The organism is Pseudomonas fragi (assembly GCF_900105835.1).
Taxonomy (GTDB): Bacteria; Pseudomonadota; Gammaproteobacteria; order Pseudomonadales; family Pseudomonadaceae; genus Aquipseudomonas; species Aquipseudomonas fragi.
In genome coordinates this window covers 3,166,755-3,182,092 of the sequence record NZ_LT629783.1, presented here as the reverse complement: position 1 = coordinate 3,182,092, position 15,338 = coordinate 3,166,755, and the positions used below count along the sequence as shown (strand labels likewise).

At 57.2% G+C, this 15,338-nt stretch carries 12 protein-coding genes and 1 pseudogene; 8 read left to right on the top strand and 5 right to left on the bottom strand.

Annotated elements, in window-relative coordinates; genetic code table 11:
• Positions 1-81: 81 nt before the first annotated feature.
• From BLU25_RS14470 to BLU25_RS14455, 4 genes are all read left to right on the top strand, one after another.
• Entirely contained in the window at positions 82-1,293 is a 1,212-nt protein-coding gene (locus BLU25_RS14470) for an N-acetylmuramoyl-L-alanine amidase (protein WP_016782910.1), read from the top strand.
• Positions 1,294-1,386: 93 nt separating this feature from the next.
• On the top strand, positions 1,387-2,595 hold the full coding sequence (gene zigA, locus BLU25_RS14465; protein WP_016782911.1) for a zinc metallochaperone GTPase ZigA: 1,209 nt from the start codon (positions 1,387-1,389) through the stop codon (positions 2,593-2,595).
• Positions 2,592-3,245 carry a DUF1826 domain-containing protein gene (locus tag BLU25_RS14460; protein WP_016782912.1) on the top strand — a complete coding sequence of 218 codons (654 nt, stop codon included), beginning with the start codon at positions 2,592-2,594 and terminating at the stop codon, positions 3,243-3,245. The genes zigA and BLU25_RS14460 overlap by 4 nt, the downstream gene beginning before the upstream one ends.
• Positions 3,246-3,284: 39 nt before the next feature.
• On the top strand, positions 3,285-4,259 hold the full coding sequence (locus BLU25_RS14455) for a CobW family GTP-binding protein (RefSeq protein WP_029611657.1): 975 nt from the start codon (positions 3,285-3,287) through the stop codon (positions 4,257-4,259).
• A 287-nt stretch (positions 4,260-4,546) separates the two neighbouring features.
• On the opposite strand, the gene BLU25_RS14450 is transcribed toward BLU25_RS14455, so the two are convergent.
• Positions 4,547-4,948, bottom strand: coding sequence for a DUF3301 domain-containing protein (locus BLU25_RS14450; protein ID WP_016782914.1), 402 nt, complete (start codon positions 4,946-4,948; stop codon positions 4,547-4,549).
• 113 nt (positions 4,949-5,061) lie between these two features.
• Between BLU25_RS14450 and pdxY the strand changes: the two genes are divergently transcribed.
• Positions 5,062-5,934: a pyridoxal kinase PdxY gene (gene pdxY / locus BLU25_RS14445; protein ID WP_016782915.1), complete on the top strand. Its 873-nt coding sequence runs from the start codon at positions 5,062-5,064 to the stop codon at positions 5,932-5,934.
• A 110-nt stretch (positions 5,935-6,044) separates the two neighbouring features.
• Here the strand turns inward: pdxY and BLU25_RS14440 are convergent, their stop codons facing one another.
• Positions 6,045-6,530 (bottom strand): acyl-CoA thioesterase, encoded by a 486-nt coding sequence (locus BLU25_RS14440; RefSeq protein WP_029611658.1) that lies wholly within the window; start codon positions 6,528-6,530, stop codon positions 6,045-6,047.
• A 287-nt stretch (positions 6,531-6,817) separates the two neighbouring features.
• On the opposite strand from BLU25_RS14440, the gene BLU25_RS14435 reads away from it, so the two are divergent.
• Entirely contained in the window at positions 6,818-8,578 is a 1,761-nt protein-coding gene (locus BLU25_RS14435; protein WP_016782917.1) for a cation:proton antiporter, read from the top strand.
• Positions 8,579-8,627: 49 nt separating this feature from the next.
• Here BLU25_RS14435 and BLU25_RS14430 read toward each other — a convergent pair whose 3' ends face one another.
• From BLU25_RS14430 to uvrD, 3 genes are all read right to left on the bottom strand, one after another.
• Positions 8,628-9,035, bottom strand: coding sequence for an SMI1/KNR4 family protein (locus tag BLU25_RS14430; protein WP_016782918.1), 408 nt, complete (start codon positions 9,033-9,035; stop codon positions 8,628-8,630).
• A gap of 133 nt (positions 9,036-9,168) precedes the next feature.
• Positions 9,169-10,014 carry a Tim44 domain-containing protein gene (locus tag BLU25_RS14425; protein WP_016782919.1) on the bottom strand — a complete coding sequence of 282 codons (846 nt, stop codon included), beginning with the start codon at positions 10,012-10,014 and terminating at the stop codon, positions 9,169-9,171.
• Between the two features lie 266 nt (positions 10,015-10,280).
• Entirely contained in the window at positions 10,281-12,464 is a 2,184-nt protein-coding gene (gene uvrD, locus BLU25_RS14420) for a DNA helicase II (protein WP_029611659.1), read from the bottom strand.
• Positions 12,465-12,868: 404 nt separating this feature from the next.
• On the opposite strand from uvrD, the pseudogene BLU25_RS14415 reads away from it, so the two are divergent.
• Both BLU25_RS14415 and hexR read left to right on the top strand, forming a co-directional pair.
• Positions 12,869-14,194 (top strand): annotated as a pseudogene (locus BLU25_RS14415) (putative bifunctional diguanylate cyclase/phosphodiesterase); the annotation flags it as partial.
• 157 nt (positions 14,195-14,351) lie between these two features.
• Entirely contained in the window at positions 14,352-15,218 is an 867-nt protein-coding gene (hexR, locus tag BLU25_RS14410; protein WP_016782922.1) for a transcriptional regulator HexR, read from the top strand.
• Positions 15,219-15,338: the final 120 nt, after the last annotated feature.

Genomic DNA, 15,338 nt, shown 5'->3' with positions numbered 1-15,338 from the left:
TAAAGTCGACGATGCTTTTTTTGCTGGGGCAAACACACAGCAATGTTGAGTACGGATGCTCCCTTATCTGCGGTACAGGCCATGCACAGACGTCAATTGCTCCACTGGCTGCTTGCCAGTTCCGTCTTCACATTACCGCTGGGCGTTTCAGCCGCCCAAATCCAGCACGCCAGGCTATGGCGCACCGGCAAGACCTCGCGTCTGGTTCTGGACCTGAGTGGGCCGGTGCAGTACAAAACCTTCTCTTTGACGGCTCCCGAGCGACTGATTATTGATGTGAGCGGTGCCAGCCTGAGGGGTGATTTCAGCGAGTTGGTACTGGCCAATACAGGCCTGCGTGCCATTCGCTCCGGGCATTTTGGCCAGGGCATTACGCGCATCGTGCTGGATCTGGATGAGCCGGTGCAGCTCAGCAGTTTTCTGCTGCCGCCCAAGGACGGGCAAGGTCACAGGCTGGTGCTTGATCTGACCAAAAGCGCGGTCCCACAACTGAACGCCGCAGTGGCAACGCCCAGCCAGGTACACCCCAAACGCGACATTATTGTGGTGATTGACCCCGGCCACGGGGGCAAGGATCCGGGCGCGACCAGTGCCAAAGGTCATCGCGAAAAAGATGTTGTGTTGTCTATCGCCCAGCTGCTGGCCAAGCGGCTCAAGCGTGAGAAAGGCTTTGATGCGCGACTGGTGCGCAATGATGATTTTTTTGTACCCCTGCGCAAGCGAGTAGAAGTGGCCCACAAGCACAATGCCGACCTGTTTATTTCGGTGCATGCAGACGCCGCGCCGCGTCTCACGGCGTCTGGAGCGTCGGTGTACGCGCTCTCGGAGGGTGGGGCTACATCGGCCACAGCACGCTACATGGCACAGCGTGAAAACGGCGTGGACTTGCTGGGTGCCACTCGCCTTTTGAACCTCAAAGACAAAGATCCGATGCTCGCTGGCGTGATCCTCGATATGTCCATGAATGCCACCATCGCGGCCAGTTTGCAGTTGGGCAATACCATTCTGGGCAGCCTTTCGGGCATCACCTCACTGCATCAAAAACGTGTGGAACAGGCCGGTTTTGCCGTGCTCAAGTCGCCGGATATTCCGTCGATTCTGGTAGAAACCGGCTTTATGTCCAACCCCCGCGACAGCGAGCGCTTGATCACGGCGCGTCATCAACAGGCGGTAGCCGACGGTTTATTTAACGGATTAATCGCTTATTTTCAGAAAAATCCGCCCACCAACAGCCATATGGCGTGGGTAAACGAACAGAAAAACAGTACGTTCGTCACTTCAGGGTTGTCTTGAATGCATTGTTATAATGTATCATTTGTCGATCCGGTATCGGATTGACTGCCAAGCGGGCGTTTTGACCTGCAGCCCTGATGAGGAAATATCCAGATGTCGAATCGTCTTCCTGTAACTGTTCTCTCAGGCTTTTTAGGTGCAGGTAAAAGCACGCTGCTCAATTATATTTTGCGCAACCGCGACAACTTGCGCGTGGCCGTGATCGTTAACGACATGAGCGAAATAAATATTGATGGCGGTGAAGTTCAGCGCGATGTGACCTTGAACCGGGCTGAAGAAAAACTGGTCGAAATGAGCAACGGCTGCATCTGTTGCACCCTGCGTGAAGACTTGCTTGAAGAGGTCAGCGCACTGGCCAGGGAGGGTCGATTTGATTATTTATTGATCGAATCGACCGGTATTTCAGAACCGCTGCCTGTGGCAGAAACTTTTACTTTTCGCGATGAATCAGGACAAAGCCTGGCCGATATTGCCCGCCTGGATACGATGGTTACGGTGGTCGACGGGTTGAATTTTCTGCAGGATTATCAAGCCGCTGAGAGCCTGGATTCACGGGGTGAAACCCTTGGAGAATCCGACGAACGGTCAATTACTGATTTATTGATCGAACAAGTCGAGTTCGCGGACGTCATTTTAATCAGCAAAATTGACCTGATAAGTTCCGACGAACGGCAAGAATTAATTGCCATTCTGCAACGCCTGAACGCTCAGGCCGAAATAATTCCGATGGTCATGGGGGCAGTTGCGCTCAATAAAATTCTCGATACCGGGCGTTTTGATTTTGAACGGGCAGCGCAAGCACCTGGCTGGTTGCAAGAATTGCGCGGTGAGCATGTGCCTGAGACCGAAGAATATGGCATCGCTTCCAGTGCGTATCGCGCGCGCCGACCTTTTCACCCACAACGTTTTTTTGATTTTATCGAGCGCCCCTGGACCAACGGCAAGCTGCTGCGCTCCAAGGGTTTTTTCTGGCTGGCCAGTAAATTTCAGGAGGCGGGTAGCTGGTCCCAGGCGGGCGGGTTGATGCGCTATGGGTTTGCCGGGCGCTGGTGGCGCTTTGTGCCCCGCGACCAATGGCCGCAGGAGCCGCAAGCCACAGCTGAAATTCTGCACAAATGGCTGCCTGAGACTGCCGATTGCCGCCAGGAGCTGGTGTTCATCGGTCAGCACATCGATTTTTCTTTGCTGGCGGATGAACTCGATGCCTGTTTGCTGACCGATGCCGAAATGGCCTTGGGCGAAGCGGGATGGAAGCTGCTGAACGATCCCTTTGGCGATTGGCATGAAGAGGTGGCGGCATGACCAATGCGCTTGCCTGTACCGCTGAACCCCTGATCCAGCAGGTGAGCGGGGAAACGCCAGAGGTCATGACCCGAATTCTGGATGAAGACGTCAACCTGGCCATCTGGCAGCGTCAATTGCCTGTGCATATCGTCGATTTCGGCGCCTTGTTGCTCTCGCTTGACGAGCCTCTGGCTGACGCCATTGTTATTGACATGAGCGATGAAACGACGCCACCCAACCTTCGGGACCTGGCTTGCAGATTCAACGACCTGGAAGGCTACACAGGCTTTATTGCCGATGTTTCCTGGCTGGTGAGCGCCTATGCGTGTCTATTGGGCGCCAAACGCATTGGGCTGCGTCTCAGGGCCTTGGACAAGGCCATGTGCCCACGCTTTCATGTGGATCACGTTCCTGTACGACTTATTACGACTTATGCGGGAATGGGCAGTCAGTGGCTGGAGGAAGGCGTGATGGAGCGTCGTCAGCTCGGGCAACCACACGCTGAGCCCACCCGGGGGGCCTTGATTCAGCAAATCAGTGCCGGGCAAGTTGCCCTGCTCAAAGGCGAGAAGTGGCAGGGTAACGAGGGGGCGGGCTTGATCCACCGTTCACCTGCGCTGGCGGCGGGCGAACGACGGCTGATTTTGACCCTCGATTGGCTGGCCTGAGGCATATTGCTTGCTTTGACCCTACAGAAGCTGGCGATCATGTTGCAGAACATTCCCACCCATGTGATTGCCGGGCCGCTTGGCGCCGGCAAAACCAGTCTGATTCAGCACCTGATGGCACACAAACCACCACACGAACGCTGGGCGGTACTGGTCAATGAGTTCGGTCAAATCGGCCTGGATGCAGCCCTGATGAGCCAGGGAAGCGATGATATTGCTATCACCGAAGTGGCGGGTGGTTGTGTGTGCTGCGTCAATGGCGCGCCTTTTCAGATCGGTTTGAGTCGCCTTTTGCGCAAGTCCAGGCCCGACCGCCTGTTTATCGAGCCTTCTGGCTTGGGTCATCCCGCACAGATTTTAAAGCAGCTCGGCGAAGCGCCCTGGCTGGGGGTTTTGGCGCTCCAGCCCTGTGTCATGGTGCTTGATGCGCAAGCGATGGCCCAGGGCAAACCGTTACCCAAAACCCAGCAAGAAGCCCTGAAAAGTGCCGGTTTACTGGTCATGAATAAATCTAATAGTGTCCCAAATGAGCAACGTGAACAGATTGCATGCAGCCTGCCAAAGTGCCCTGTTTTATGGGTCGAGCATGGCCGTATCCCTTTAAATACGCTGCCTGCAGCCCACATGAATACCTCTCATGCTGTGGATAACTCATTGATTTATAAGGATTTTAATCATGTTGGCAGTGTCTTTTCCGACCCGCGAACGCCGATGGTGATGACTCAACATCAGCCCGAAGGATGGAGCGCAGGTTGGCGCTGGCACCCCTCCCGCCAATTTGACCTGGACTTGCTGCAACAATGGCTCGAAAGCCTGGATTGGCAGCGTGCGAAGCTGGTTATTCATGGTTCGGCGGGCTGGTTTTCGAACAATTCTGTGGATAACTCGATCGCGCAGTGGAAATCGAGTGAGTGGCGCAAGGATTCACGTCTCGAATTGATTTTTGCTCAGCCCCAGGATCTGGATGCTCTTCAATCGGGACTGGAAAACTGTCTGCTCAAGGAGGTTTTTTAGGTGGCAGGCCTGTGCTGCGAGGCGTAAAACCCGGGGCTTTAGTGGGTTCTGTGCTGGTAAAATTGTCCTACAACTTGAAGTGTGCACATGGGATTTTCACCGTCTAAATTCTGTAGAGGTGTCTATCTCAATGGTTTTGGCGATGTTTTGCGAAAAGTTATCCACAGGCGCCCGGCTTGCAGGCGCTGAAAGGCGGGCTCAGTGGCGCAATGTTGTTCACTTAAGCGGTTTCTGCCTCTGTGGGAGCGGGCTTGAACGGCGTTGCTTTTAAGTGAACAGCATTGGGCTCAGTGGCGGGTCTTGCTGTGTTCCTGGCGCCACTGGCTGAGTTCGATCACCTGAGCGCTGGGAATGACGCTTGGCTCGGCTTCGCTCTGGAACGGGTAGGGCGGCAGCTCGATTTTTACGCTGTGGGCGCCGAACTGGGTGATGGTTCCGGTATGACGCTGATCACCGGTCACCGTGAATTCAAAGTTATACACACGGGCCAGGCGTTTATTGCCATTGGCGTCGGGGATCAGGCCGATTTTTTTTAGCGCCACGTTTTCATCGAGCAGCTCGATATCGAGGTTTTTGCAGTGTTGCTTGACCCGCTCCAGCGCCCGCTCGCGCAACCCGTGGTTGTGCCACAGCCAGGCAGCGCCTGCAGCCAGCAGCATGAGGACAAACATATTTCCCAGGGTCAGCATTACATGTGCTCCAACAGATTGTGCTCAGCTTAACTGCGTCTTCAACCTGTCGTACAGGCCGCGTTTGGTCGCATACTGCGTGGCTTGAATCCACCCGTAGTCTGGAATCCGGCATGAAACGTACACCTCATTTACTCGCCATCCAATCCCACGTGGTTTTCGGCCATGCCGGCAACAGCGCAGCGGTTTTTCCTATGCAGCGCGTCGGGGTGAATGTATGGCCTCTGAACACGGTGCAGTTCTCCAACCACACTCAGTATGGCCAGTGGACGGGGGAAGTGTTGGCCCCCGAGCAAATTCCTTCGCTGGTCGACGGAATCGCTGCCATCGGCGAGCTGGGCAACTGTGATGCGGTTTTGTCCGGTTACCTGGGCAGTGCGGCGCAGGGCCGGGCCATTTTGAGTGGCGTGGCCCGTATCAAGGCCGTCAACCCCCATGCGCTGTACCTGTGTGACCCGGTCATGGGCCACCCGGAGAAAGGCTGCATCGTGCCCCAGGAGGTCAGTGACTTCCTGCTGGAAGAGGCGGCGGCGATGGCTGATTTCCTGTGCCCCAATCAGCTGGAGCTGGACAGTTTTTGCGGGCGTCACCCGCAATCGTTGCTCGACTGCCTGGCGATGGCCCGCAGCCTGCTGGCCCGCGGCCCGAAAGCGGTGTTGGTGAAGCATTTGTCGTATCCGGGCAAACCGGCTGAAAGCTTCGAGATGCTGCTGGTTACGGCAGAGGGTAACTGGCACTTGCGCCGGCCGCTGCTGGCCTTCCCGCGTCAGCCTGTGGGCGTGGGTGATCTGACCTCAGGGCTGTTTCTGGCGCGGGTACTGCTGGGGGACAGCCTGGTGGCTGCATTTGAATTTACTGCGGCGGCGGTTCATGAGGTGTTGCTGGAAACCCAGGCCTGCACCAGCTATGAATTGCAACTGGTGCGCGCCCAGGACCGCATTGCCCATCCGCGCGTGCGGTTTGAGGCCGTGCCGATCAGTTTGTAAGCAAACTGAACAAAACCTGTGGGAGCGGGCTTGCTCGCGATTCAGGCAACTCGGTTTATCTGTAAGACCGAGTTGATTTCATCGCGGGCAAGCCCGCTCCCACAAGTCGCTTACAGTGTTTCGTCTTTCAGTTCGCGGTAACGCTGCTCCAGTTCCTGACGGATCTGGCGGCGTTGCTTGCCCTGGATAAAGCGGCGCTTGTCTTCGCTGTTCAATGGCTGCAACGGCGGAACAGCGGCCGGTTTACGGTCGTCGTCCACGGCTACCATGGTGAAGAAACAGCTGTTGGTGTGGCGCACCGAGCGCTCACGGATATTTTCGGTAACGACCTTGATGCCAACTTCCATCGAGGTGTTGCCGGTGTAGTTGACCGAGGCGAGGAAGGTCACCAGCTCACCGACATGAATCGGCTCGCGGAAAATAACCTGGTCCACCGACAAGGTGACCACATAACGCCCCGCATAGCGGCTGGCGCAGGCATAGGCGACTTCATCGAGGTACTTGAGCAGGGTTCCGCCGTGAACATTGCCAGAAAAATTGGCCATGTCCGGGGTCATCAAGACCGTCATCGACAGTTGGGCGTTTCCGGGTTCCATAGCAGCAGGCTCGCGGTTGTGTTGCAGCAGTGAAATGGGTATCTCTGTGGATACTTGTCGATTTTTGAAACAGTTATTAACGGGACGTTGCCGTTTTGACTGCCGTCACGCTTATCTCTATCTGTTTCCATATATTGCACCGCCTTTCTGGCGCAAGTCGCGGTGTTAACCTGCAAAAGTCCGTTAGTCGGATACTTCCTACATTTAAAACAGTCGATGCGTGCGGCCTGACAGGCTGTGTCTGTCGTCATGTTGCCTGGTGAATATCAAACAAGGAGTGCCACGCCATGCATGCCATCAGTTTTATTCAGGATCTGGCAGTCATCATGCTGGTTGCGGGTGTGGTGACGATTCTTTTCCACCGTTTCAAACAGCCGGTGGTGCTGGGTTATATCGTTGCCGGTTTTATCATTGGCCCGCACACCCCGCCGTTTGGCTTGATCCACGATGAAGAAACGATCAAGACCCTGGCCGAGTTGGGGGTGATCTTCTTGATGTTTTGCCTGGGGCTGGAGTTCAGCCTGCGCAAATTGTTCAAGGTCGGGGCAACGGCCTTTATCGCAGCGTTTATGGAAATTACGCTGATGATCTGGATCGGCTATGAAATTGGCCGATGGTTCGACTGGAACACGATGGATTCGCTGTTTTTGGGCGCCATCCTGGCCATTTCCTCGACCACCATCATCGTCAAGGCGCTCAACGACCTGAAGATGAAAAACGAGCGCTTCGCCCAGCTGATTTTTGGCGTGTTGATCGTTGAAGATATTTTGGGCATCGGGATTATTGCGCTGTTGTCGAGCATCGCGGTCAGCGGCAGTGTCAGCCCCGAAGAAGTGTTTTCGACGGTCGGTAAATTATCGCTGTTCATGATTGTGGCCCTGGTGATCGGCATTCTGCTGGTGCCGCGGGTACTGGCGTATGTGGCCCGATTCGAAAGCAATGAAATGCTGCTGATTACCGTGTTGGGGCTGTGTTTTGGCTTCTGCCTGCTGGTGGTCAAGCTGGAATACAGCATGGTGCTCGGGGCGTTTTTGATCGGTGCGATCATGGCCGAGTCGCGTCAGTTGCTGAAAATCGAACGGCTGATCGAGCCGGTGCGTGACTTGTTCAGTGCGATTTTCTTTGTGGCCATCGGGCTGATGCTCGACCCGGCCATTCTGCTGGAATATGCGCTGCCCATCGTGGTGATTACCGTTGCCGTGGTACTGGGCAAGATGCTGTCCTGCGGGTTGGGGGCGTTTATCGCAGGCAATGACGGACGCACCTCGCTGCGGGTCGGGATGGGGCTGTCCCAGATTGGGGAGTTTTCTTTCATTATTGCGGCGCTGGGTATGACACTGCAGGTCACCAGCAGCTTCCTGTACCCCGTAGCGGTGGCCGTATCCGTATTGACCACCCTGATGACCCCTTACCTGATACGCGCCGCAGACCCGCTCTCGCTCAAGCTGGCCCAGGTGGTGCCGGGGCGCCTGTCACGGGTGTTGGGGCTCTATGGCGAATGGCTGCGCAGTATTCAGCCGCAAGGTGAGGGGGCGCTGCTGGCGGCCATGATCCGCAAGATCCTGCTGCAGGTTGGCGTTAATCTGGCTTTGGTTATCGCTATTTTCTTTGCCGGCGGTTATTTCGCACCGCGCATCGGGCGTTATCTACAGGGCTGGATTCTGGAGCCGAGCTGGCAAAAGGGGATGATCTGGGGGGCTGCCTTGCTGCTGTCGCTGCCGTTTTTGATCGCGGCGTATCGCAAGCTCAAGGCGCTGTCGATGCTCCTGGCGGAGATGGGGGTCAAGCCGGAAATGGCCGGGCGCCATACGCAGCGTGTGCGTCGGGTGATCTCGGAAGTGATCCCGATTTTATCGTTGCTGGTGATTTTTTTGCTGCTGTCAGCCTTGTCGGCGAGCATCTTGCCTACCAACGAGTTGCTCATGGTGATTGCCGTCGTGGCAGCGGGCGTGGCGGCGCTGTTGTGGCGCTGGTTTATCCGGATTCATACGCGCATGCAGGTTGCACTGCTGGAGACGCTGGATAACCACAAGGAGGGGGGGCACTGACAGCCCGCTGACCAATGGCTGGAAAGCGGGCCGGGCTTACTGGCAGATATCAGCTTTCCAGCCAGACGTCGCGCGCCCAGTGCCAGACCGACTCCCAGGTTTCTTCGGTGACGAGTTCTTCTTCGCCGGACCACAGCACCACGGTGCCGTCTTCTTCCACGCAGTAGTAGTCGTCGCCGTCCTGGCAAATAGGGATCAGGCTGCGGTCTACGCCGGCATCCCAGGCGTTTGCCGCCACTTCCGGCAGGTAGGTGTGCGATTGCGGGTCGGTCACGGTGACCGGCTCCAAGCTGCCATACACTACGTCACTGACGGTCAGCAGAAATTCTCTGAAGACAAATGGAATATCGATGAACAGCTGTTCTTCGATTTCCACCAACTGGTCTTCTTCAGGCAGTTCCAGGGGAACCGGTACAGGCTCGTTTTTTTCGCGTAGCTCTTCAATAATTTCTTCCACGACCTCATCCTCATGCTCTATGGCGCGGTTTATATGACGCGCTTTATACAGTAGCTCGTTATAAGTGCAATCGTGAAATGCAAAGCCCCGGACAAGTCCGGGGCTTTGGTTAACGCATGTTTCGCTCGCGGGATCAGCCGTTCTGGCGGATACCTGCCACCAGCCAAGGCTGGTTGTCGCCTTGCTGGCGCTCCATGTTCCAGCTTTCGCTGAAGGCTTCGCCCTGGTCAAAGCGCGAGTTTTTCGACACGCCGCTGAAGGTCAGGGTGGCGATGGTCTTGTCTGCACGATCATCCAGTCCGTCCAGTTGCACGGTCAGGTTGTCGATGTAGGTGGACTGGAAGCCATCACCCAGCTCAGCGCGTTCACGCTTGAGGAAGTCGAGCATCTGCGGCGTCACGAACTCGGCGATTTTATCCATTTCGTTGGCATCCCAGTGCTGTTGCAGGGACTGGAAATGGTTACGCGCAGCTTCCAGGAAGTTCTGCTCGTTGAACCAGGCCGGCGCATTGATCACCGGGCGGGCTGCAGGGGCAGCCGAGCCGCCGAAGATCGAACCTGCTGGCTTGGCGTCGAACGCTTCGCGTTGCATGGGTGCGTGGCCAGCAGGGGCCATCATGTCAGCCTGCTTGCGACGACGGGCCGCGATAAAGCGGAAGATCAGGAAGGCGATAACCGCCATGATCAGGATGTCGAAGAACTGCATGCCCTGGAAGCCGCCGCCCATGAACATGGACGCCAACAGGCCACCGGCAGCGAGGCCGGCCAGAGGGCCAAGCCAGCGCGAAGCACCGCCGGCTTTTGCGGCGGCGCCTGCAGCACCGGCAGCCGCAGGGGCTGCAGCTGGAGCGGCTTGACGCGTTTGGTGGCTAGGCGCTGCACCCGCGCTTTTGCCGCCGCCGAAGCGCTTGGCGTTCGCGTCGATGCTCATCGTCAAGCCGATGCACAACGCCATGGCGATGCTAAGAAAACGTTTCATAAGGGGTTCCCATTTGTGGATATCACGCGCGCCATGTTGCACAGGTGAGCTGTGACTGGCTAGCGGTGAAGTGTTTCGGGCTTTTGCTTATTTATCTGTAAGAGACAGATTTTTTTACTGTAGGACGTATTGATGTGGGAGCGGGCTTGCTCGAGATTCCCTGCACTCGGTGCATTTGATACACCGAGGTGCTGCCATCGCGAGCAAGCCCGCTCCCACCGTTATCTATCAATCCAGATTATTCCCGCAAAGCTGTCGGATTGCTGTCAGACCGCTTCAAGTTTGGCGTAGCCCATCATCAGCCATTTGCTGCCTTCGCTGAAGTTGACCTGTACCCGTGCCTGGGCTCCGGCGCCCTCGAAGTTGAGAATGACGCCTTCGCCGAAGACCGCATGCTTGACCATCTGGCCGAGCTTGAATTCGGTTTCCGGGATTTCCGAGCCGCCAAACAGGCTGCTGGCACTCTGTTTTTGACCACCGCCGAAAGGGCGACTGACACTGTTGGACAGTCGAACTTCCTGGATCAGGCCTTTCGGTACCTCACGAACGAAGCGTGAAACCTTGTTGTAGGTTTCGCTGCCGTACAGGCGTCGGGTTTCGGCGTAGGTCATCACCAGGTTTTGCATGGCGCGGGTAATGCCCACATAGGCCAGGCGCCGTTCTTCTTCAAGGCGGCCGGGTTCTTCCAGGCTCATCTTGTGCGGGAACAAGCCTTCTTCCATGCCCACCAGGAACACATACGGGAACTCCAGGCCTTTGGCGCTGTGCAGCGTCATCAGCTGGATACCGTCTTCGTGCTCTTCGGCCTGGGTATCGCCAGCCTCCAGCGAGGCATGGCCGAGGAAGGCGGCCAATGGCGACAGCTCTTCGTCTTCGTCATTGTTCTCGAAGTTGCGTGCTGCGCTGACCAGTTCCTCAAGGTTTTCTACCCGGGCCTGGCCTTTTTCGCCTTTTTCCGCCTGATGGTAGGCAATCAGGCCGCTCTGCTCGATCACGGTCTGGGTCATCAGATGCAAAGGCATCTCCATGACTTTTGCCGCGAGGTTATCAATCAGCTCCATAAAGCCGGCAATAGCGCCCGAAGCACGGCCGGGGAGGGCTTTATTGGCGATCAGCTGGCGCATCGCTTCCCACATCGACACATCGCTGTGGCGTGCGTGTTCACGGATGGCCTCGACGGTTTTTTCGCCAATGCCGCGGGCTGGTACGTTAATCACCCGCTCCAGCGCCGCATCATTGCCACGGCCTTCGAGCAGGCGCATATAAGCCATCGCATTCTTGATTTCCGCGCGTTCGAAGAAGCGCTGGCCACCATAGATGCGGTAGGGGATGCGTTCGCGCAGCAAGGCTTCTTCAAGCACCCGCGATTGGGCGTTGGAGCGATACAAAATGGCGATATCGCTGTGGGCAATGCCGGTTTTCAGTGCGCTCTCGATGGTCTCGACCACATAGCGCGCTTCGTCGTGTTCGTTGAACGCGGCGTACAGATTGATGGCTTCGCCTTCGCCGCCGTCAGTCCACAGCTCTTTGCCCATGCGCCCGGTGTTGTTGGCAATCAGGGCGTTGGCCGCTTTGAGGATGCCGGCCGTGGAGCGATAGTTCTGCTCCAGGCGGATGGTTTCGGCGTCCGGGAAGTCGGTTGAGTACTGGTAGATGTTTTCGATTTTCGCGCCGCGCCAGCCGTAGATCGACTGGTCGTCATCGCCCACCACCATCAGGCTGTCGCCGCCCTGGGCCAGCAATCGTAGCCAGGCATATTGAACGGCGTTGGTGTCCTGGAATTCGTCTACCAGGATGTGCCGGAAGCGTTTCTGGTAGTGCGCCAGCAAGCCCGGGTTGTCGCGCCACAGGTCCAGGGCACGCAGCAGCAGTTCGGAAAAATCGATCACACCGGCGCGCTGGCACGCGACCTCATAGGCCTCGTAAATATTGCGCATGGTGGCCAGGAACAAATCGCCGCTGGCCTGGATATGTTTGGGGCGCAGGCCTTCGTCTTTCTGGCCGTTGATAAACCACTGTGCCTGACGCACCGGCCAGCGCTGTTCATCCAGCCCCAGTTCACGGATCACACGCTTGACCAAGCGTTGCTGGTCGTCGCTGTCGAGGATCTGGAACGTCTGGCTCAGGCCGGCTTCTTGCCAGTGAGCCCGCAGCAGGCGGTGAGCCAGGCCGTGGAAGGTGCCCACCCACATACCGGCGGGGTTGATCCCCATCAGCTGCTCGATGCGATGGCGCATCTCGGCGGCAGCCTTGTTGGTGAAGGTCACCGACAGCACGGAGTGTGGGGACGCGTTTTCGACCTGGATCAACCAGGCGATACGGTGCACCAGCACACGGGTTTTGCCGGAACCTGCGCCGGCCAGGACCAACTGACGCCCGACACTGGCCGTGACGGCCTGACGTTGGGCATCGTTGAGAGAATTTAACAAGAGAGAGAGATCATCGCGCATCGGGGCATTTTAGGGGCTGTTGGCCTTTGATTGCTAGCCGCGTGGCGGTCTTGGGCCGAGCGGTCGAAAAGGCTGGCAGTAAAAGAGCCCGGCGTGTTTCATCCAATTTAATGGCACCCGTGCGTTTGGTCGTGGGTATTGCTTGTGTATGCTCGGATGACTTTTTGGCTCATCTACTGATAAGAATCTTGCCGATGGTTCAGAGTTTAAATTCGCCGGGTGTTTTTTTCGGCATGGGTATCGGCCTTTTTTTGCTGGCGGGTGGTTTGGGTTGGCAGTTCAACCGGATCAAACAACGGCGCAAGGCGAGGCGCTTGCAGCAACAAGGCCTGTTCGCCGACTTGCAGCAGGCCAATGACCGTAGCGAGCAACTGCACACCGAACTGGCCCGCGAAGTGGAGCAGCGGCGTGTGGTGGAGGCGCGGGTGCGCCACCTTAGCCAGTTTGATGAGTTGACCGGCCTGGCCAATCGTTCCCTGTTCAAGGAGCGCCTGGAGGAGGCCAGCCAGCGCGTGCGCCAGGGTTCGTGCAATCTGACCTTGCTGCACATCAACCTCGATCGTTTCAAGCTGCTCAATGACAACTTTGGCCATGAACTGGCCGATCATGTGTTGCAAAAAATGGCTGAGCGCATCACCAAGGCCTTGCCTGAGGCCGACACCCTTGCGCGCCTGTCGGGTGATGAATTTGCCGTGTTGTTTGATGCCTATAACAGCCTGACCAGCCTGGCGCGGGTAGCCACCCGGCTTCTGGAAAAACTCAGTCGGCCGCTGATGGTGGACGGCCATGAGTTAGTGATCAGTGTATCCATTGGCATCAGTTTGTTACCGGGTAGCGCACGGGACATTGCGAGCCTGGTCCATCAGGCCAACAAGGCCATGCATCAGGCCAAGCACCTGGGTGGTGGCACTTTTCAGTTCTACAGTCACAGCCTGCAACGCAGCACCCTGGAGCGCCTGCAGTTGGAGAACCAGTTGCGCAAGGCCATTGCCGAGCGCCAGCTCGATGTGTTCTATCAACCCAAGCTGTGCCTGGCCAGCGGCCGCCTGCACGCCGCCGAAGCGCTGGTGCGCTGGGATCACCCGCAATTGGGCAGCGTGCCGCCGAGCGACTTTATCGCCCTGGCCGAGGAGACTGGCCTGATCAGCGCCATCGGTGAATTTGTGCTGCGTGAAGCCTGCCGCCAGGCCTGCGAATGGCAACATGAAGGGCTGGCGCCGATACGGGTGTCGGTGAACCTGTCGGGGCATCAACTGCGCCAGGGCAAGCTGGTCAGCCTGGTGCGCCAGGTGCTCGAAGACACAGGGCTGGCACCGCATTGCCTTGAGCTGGAACTGACAGAGAGCCAGCTGCTCGACAATGTTGAATACATCATCGCCACCTTTGAGCAATTGCATGCGCTGGGGGTGAAGCTGGCGATTGATGATTTTGGCACCGGTTATTCATCGCTCAGTTACCTCAAGCGGTTTGCGGTGGATTACGTCAAGATCGATAAAACCTTTATTCACGGCGTGGGGCGCTGTAGCGAAGACGAGGCCATCACCCTGGCAATTATCGACATGGCCCACAGCCTGGCCCTCAAGGTCGTGGCAGAGGGCGTTGAAAACGAGGCGCAACTGGCCTTTCTCAAGGCTCGCCAGTGCGATGAAGTGCAGGGTTACTTGATCAGCCGTCCAGTCAGTGCACAGCAATTGGGCGACTTGTTGCGCGCAGGTGCCGCTGCCTTGTAGTGCGAAAAAGGGCTACACACGCCTGATCCTGCTTGATTAAAGGGTGATAACAGTAATAGATAGGGCGTATTGGGTGGGCAGAAAACGAATTCTTGTAGTATAACTACAAGATTGCTACATCCCCGGCACCCGCCGCTTACAGACCGAGTCCTGCCCTTTGAACCTGCTGCAACATATTGCCCAGTCACGCCACCTGTTACGTAAATCGGAACTCAAGGTCGCCGATCACGTGCTGCTTGATCCTGCGGCTGTAATGCACAGTTCCATGGCCGACCTTGCCCACAGCGTCGGTATCAGCGAGCCCACCATCGTGCGTTTTTGCCGTGCGATAGGCTGCTCGGGGTTCCAGGACTTGAAGCTCAAGCTGGCGCAAAGCCTGGCGGCAGGGGCCAGTTTTGGTCAGTTCGCGATCCACGAAGACGATTCGGTTGCGGACTACAGCCTGAAGATTTTCGACACGACGCTGCACACCCTGATGGACGTGCGCGAGAAGCTCGACCCGGTCGCCTTGCAGCGTGCGGTAACGGCCATGTCGCAAGCACAGCGGGTCGAGTTCTACGGTTTTGGTGCGTCGGGTGCAGTAGCGGCAGATGCCCAGCACAAGTTTTTCCGTTTGTTGCTGACCGCTGCGGCGTATTCCGACCCGCATATGCAAGCGATGTCGGCGGTGACCTTGAAGCCCACCGACGTGGCAATCTGCATTTCCCAGTCGGGCCGCTCCAAAGACTTGCTGATCACCGCCAACCTGGTGCGTGAAAGCGGCGCGACCTTGATCACCTTGTGTCCGAGCCAGACGCCGCTGGCAGAACTGGCGACGGTCAACCTGGCGATCGATGTGCATGAAGACACCGAAATCTACACCCCGCTAACCTCGCGTATTGCCCACCTGGTGGTGATTGACGTGCTGGCGATGGGTGTTGCGATGGCCCGCGGCCCGAGCCTGGTCAACCACCTCAAGAGCGTCAAGCGCAGCCTGCGCAGCTTGCGCCTGTCGCCCAAGTCGCTGAAAAGCCACGAAGATTAAAAGCGCCCTCACCCTAACCCTCTCCCAGAGGGAGAGGGGACTGATTGGGGGGTGTTGCAGTTTTATGGCCGTCTGAAGTGGCTGCGTTGAATCCGAAATTTACCCGGTTAGCTCCCTCTC

What these genes read in the sequence shown, in the direction of transcription:
- pdxY (WP_016782915.1), top strand. Translation starts at nt 5,062, where the DNA reads ATGAAACGTACACCTCATTTACTCGCCATCCAATCCCACGTGGTTTTC.
- BLU25_RS14440 (WP_029611658.1), bottom strand. Translation starts at nt 6,530, where the DNA reads ATGGAACCCGGAAACGCCCAACTGTCGATGACGGTCTTGATGACCCCG.
- BLU25_RS14460 (WP_016782912.1), top strand. Translation starts at nt 2,592, where the DNA reads ATGACCAATGCGCTTGCCTGTACCGCTGAACCCCTGATCCAGCAGGTG.
- BLU25_RS14450 (WP_016782914.1), bottom strand. Translation starts at nt 4,948, where the DNA reads ATGCTGACCCTGGGAAATATGTTTGTCCTCATGCTGCTGGCTGCAGGC.
- uvrD (WP_029611659.1), bottom strand. Translation starts at nt 12,464, where the DNA reads ATGCGCGATGATCTCTCTCTCTTGTTAAATTCTCTCAACGATGCCCAA.
- zigA (WP_016782911.1), top strand. Translation starts at nt 1,387, where the DNA reads ATGTCGAATCGTCTTCCTGTAACTGTTCTCTCAGGCTTTTTAGGTGCA.
- BLU25_RS14455 (WP_029611657.1), top strand. Translation starts at nt 3,285, where the DNA reads ATGTTGCAGAACATTCCCACCCATGTGATTGCCGGGCCGCTTGGCGCC.
- BLU25_RS14470 (WP_016782910.1), top strand. Translation starts at nt 82, where the DNA reads ATGCACAGACGTCAATTGCTCCACTGGCTGCTTGCCAGTTCCGTCTTC.
- BLU25_RS14425 (WP_016782919.1), bottom strand. Translation starts at nt 10,014, where the DNA reads ATGAAACGTTTTCTTAGCATCGCCATGGCGTTGTGCATCGGCTTGACG.
- BLU25_RS14435 (WP_016782917.1), top strand. Translation starts at nt 6,818, where the DNA reads ATGCATGCCATCAGTTTTATTCAGGATCTGGCAGTCATCATGCTGGTT.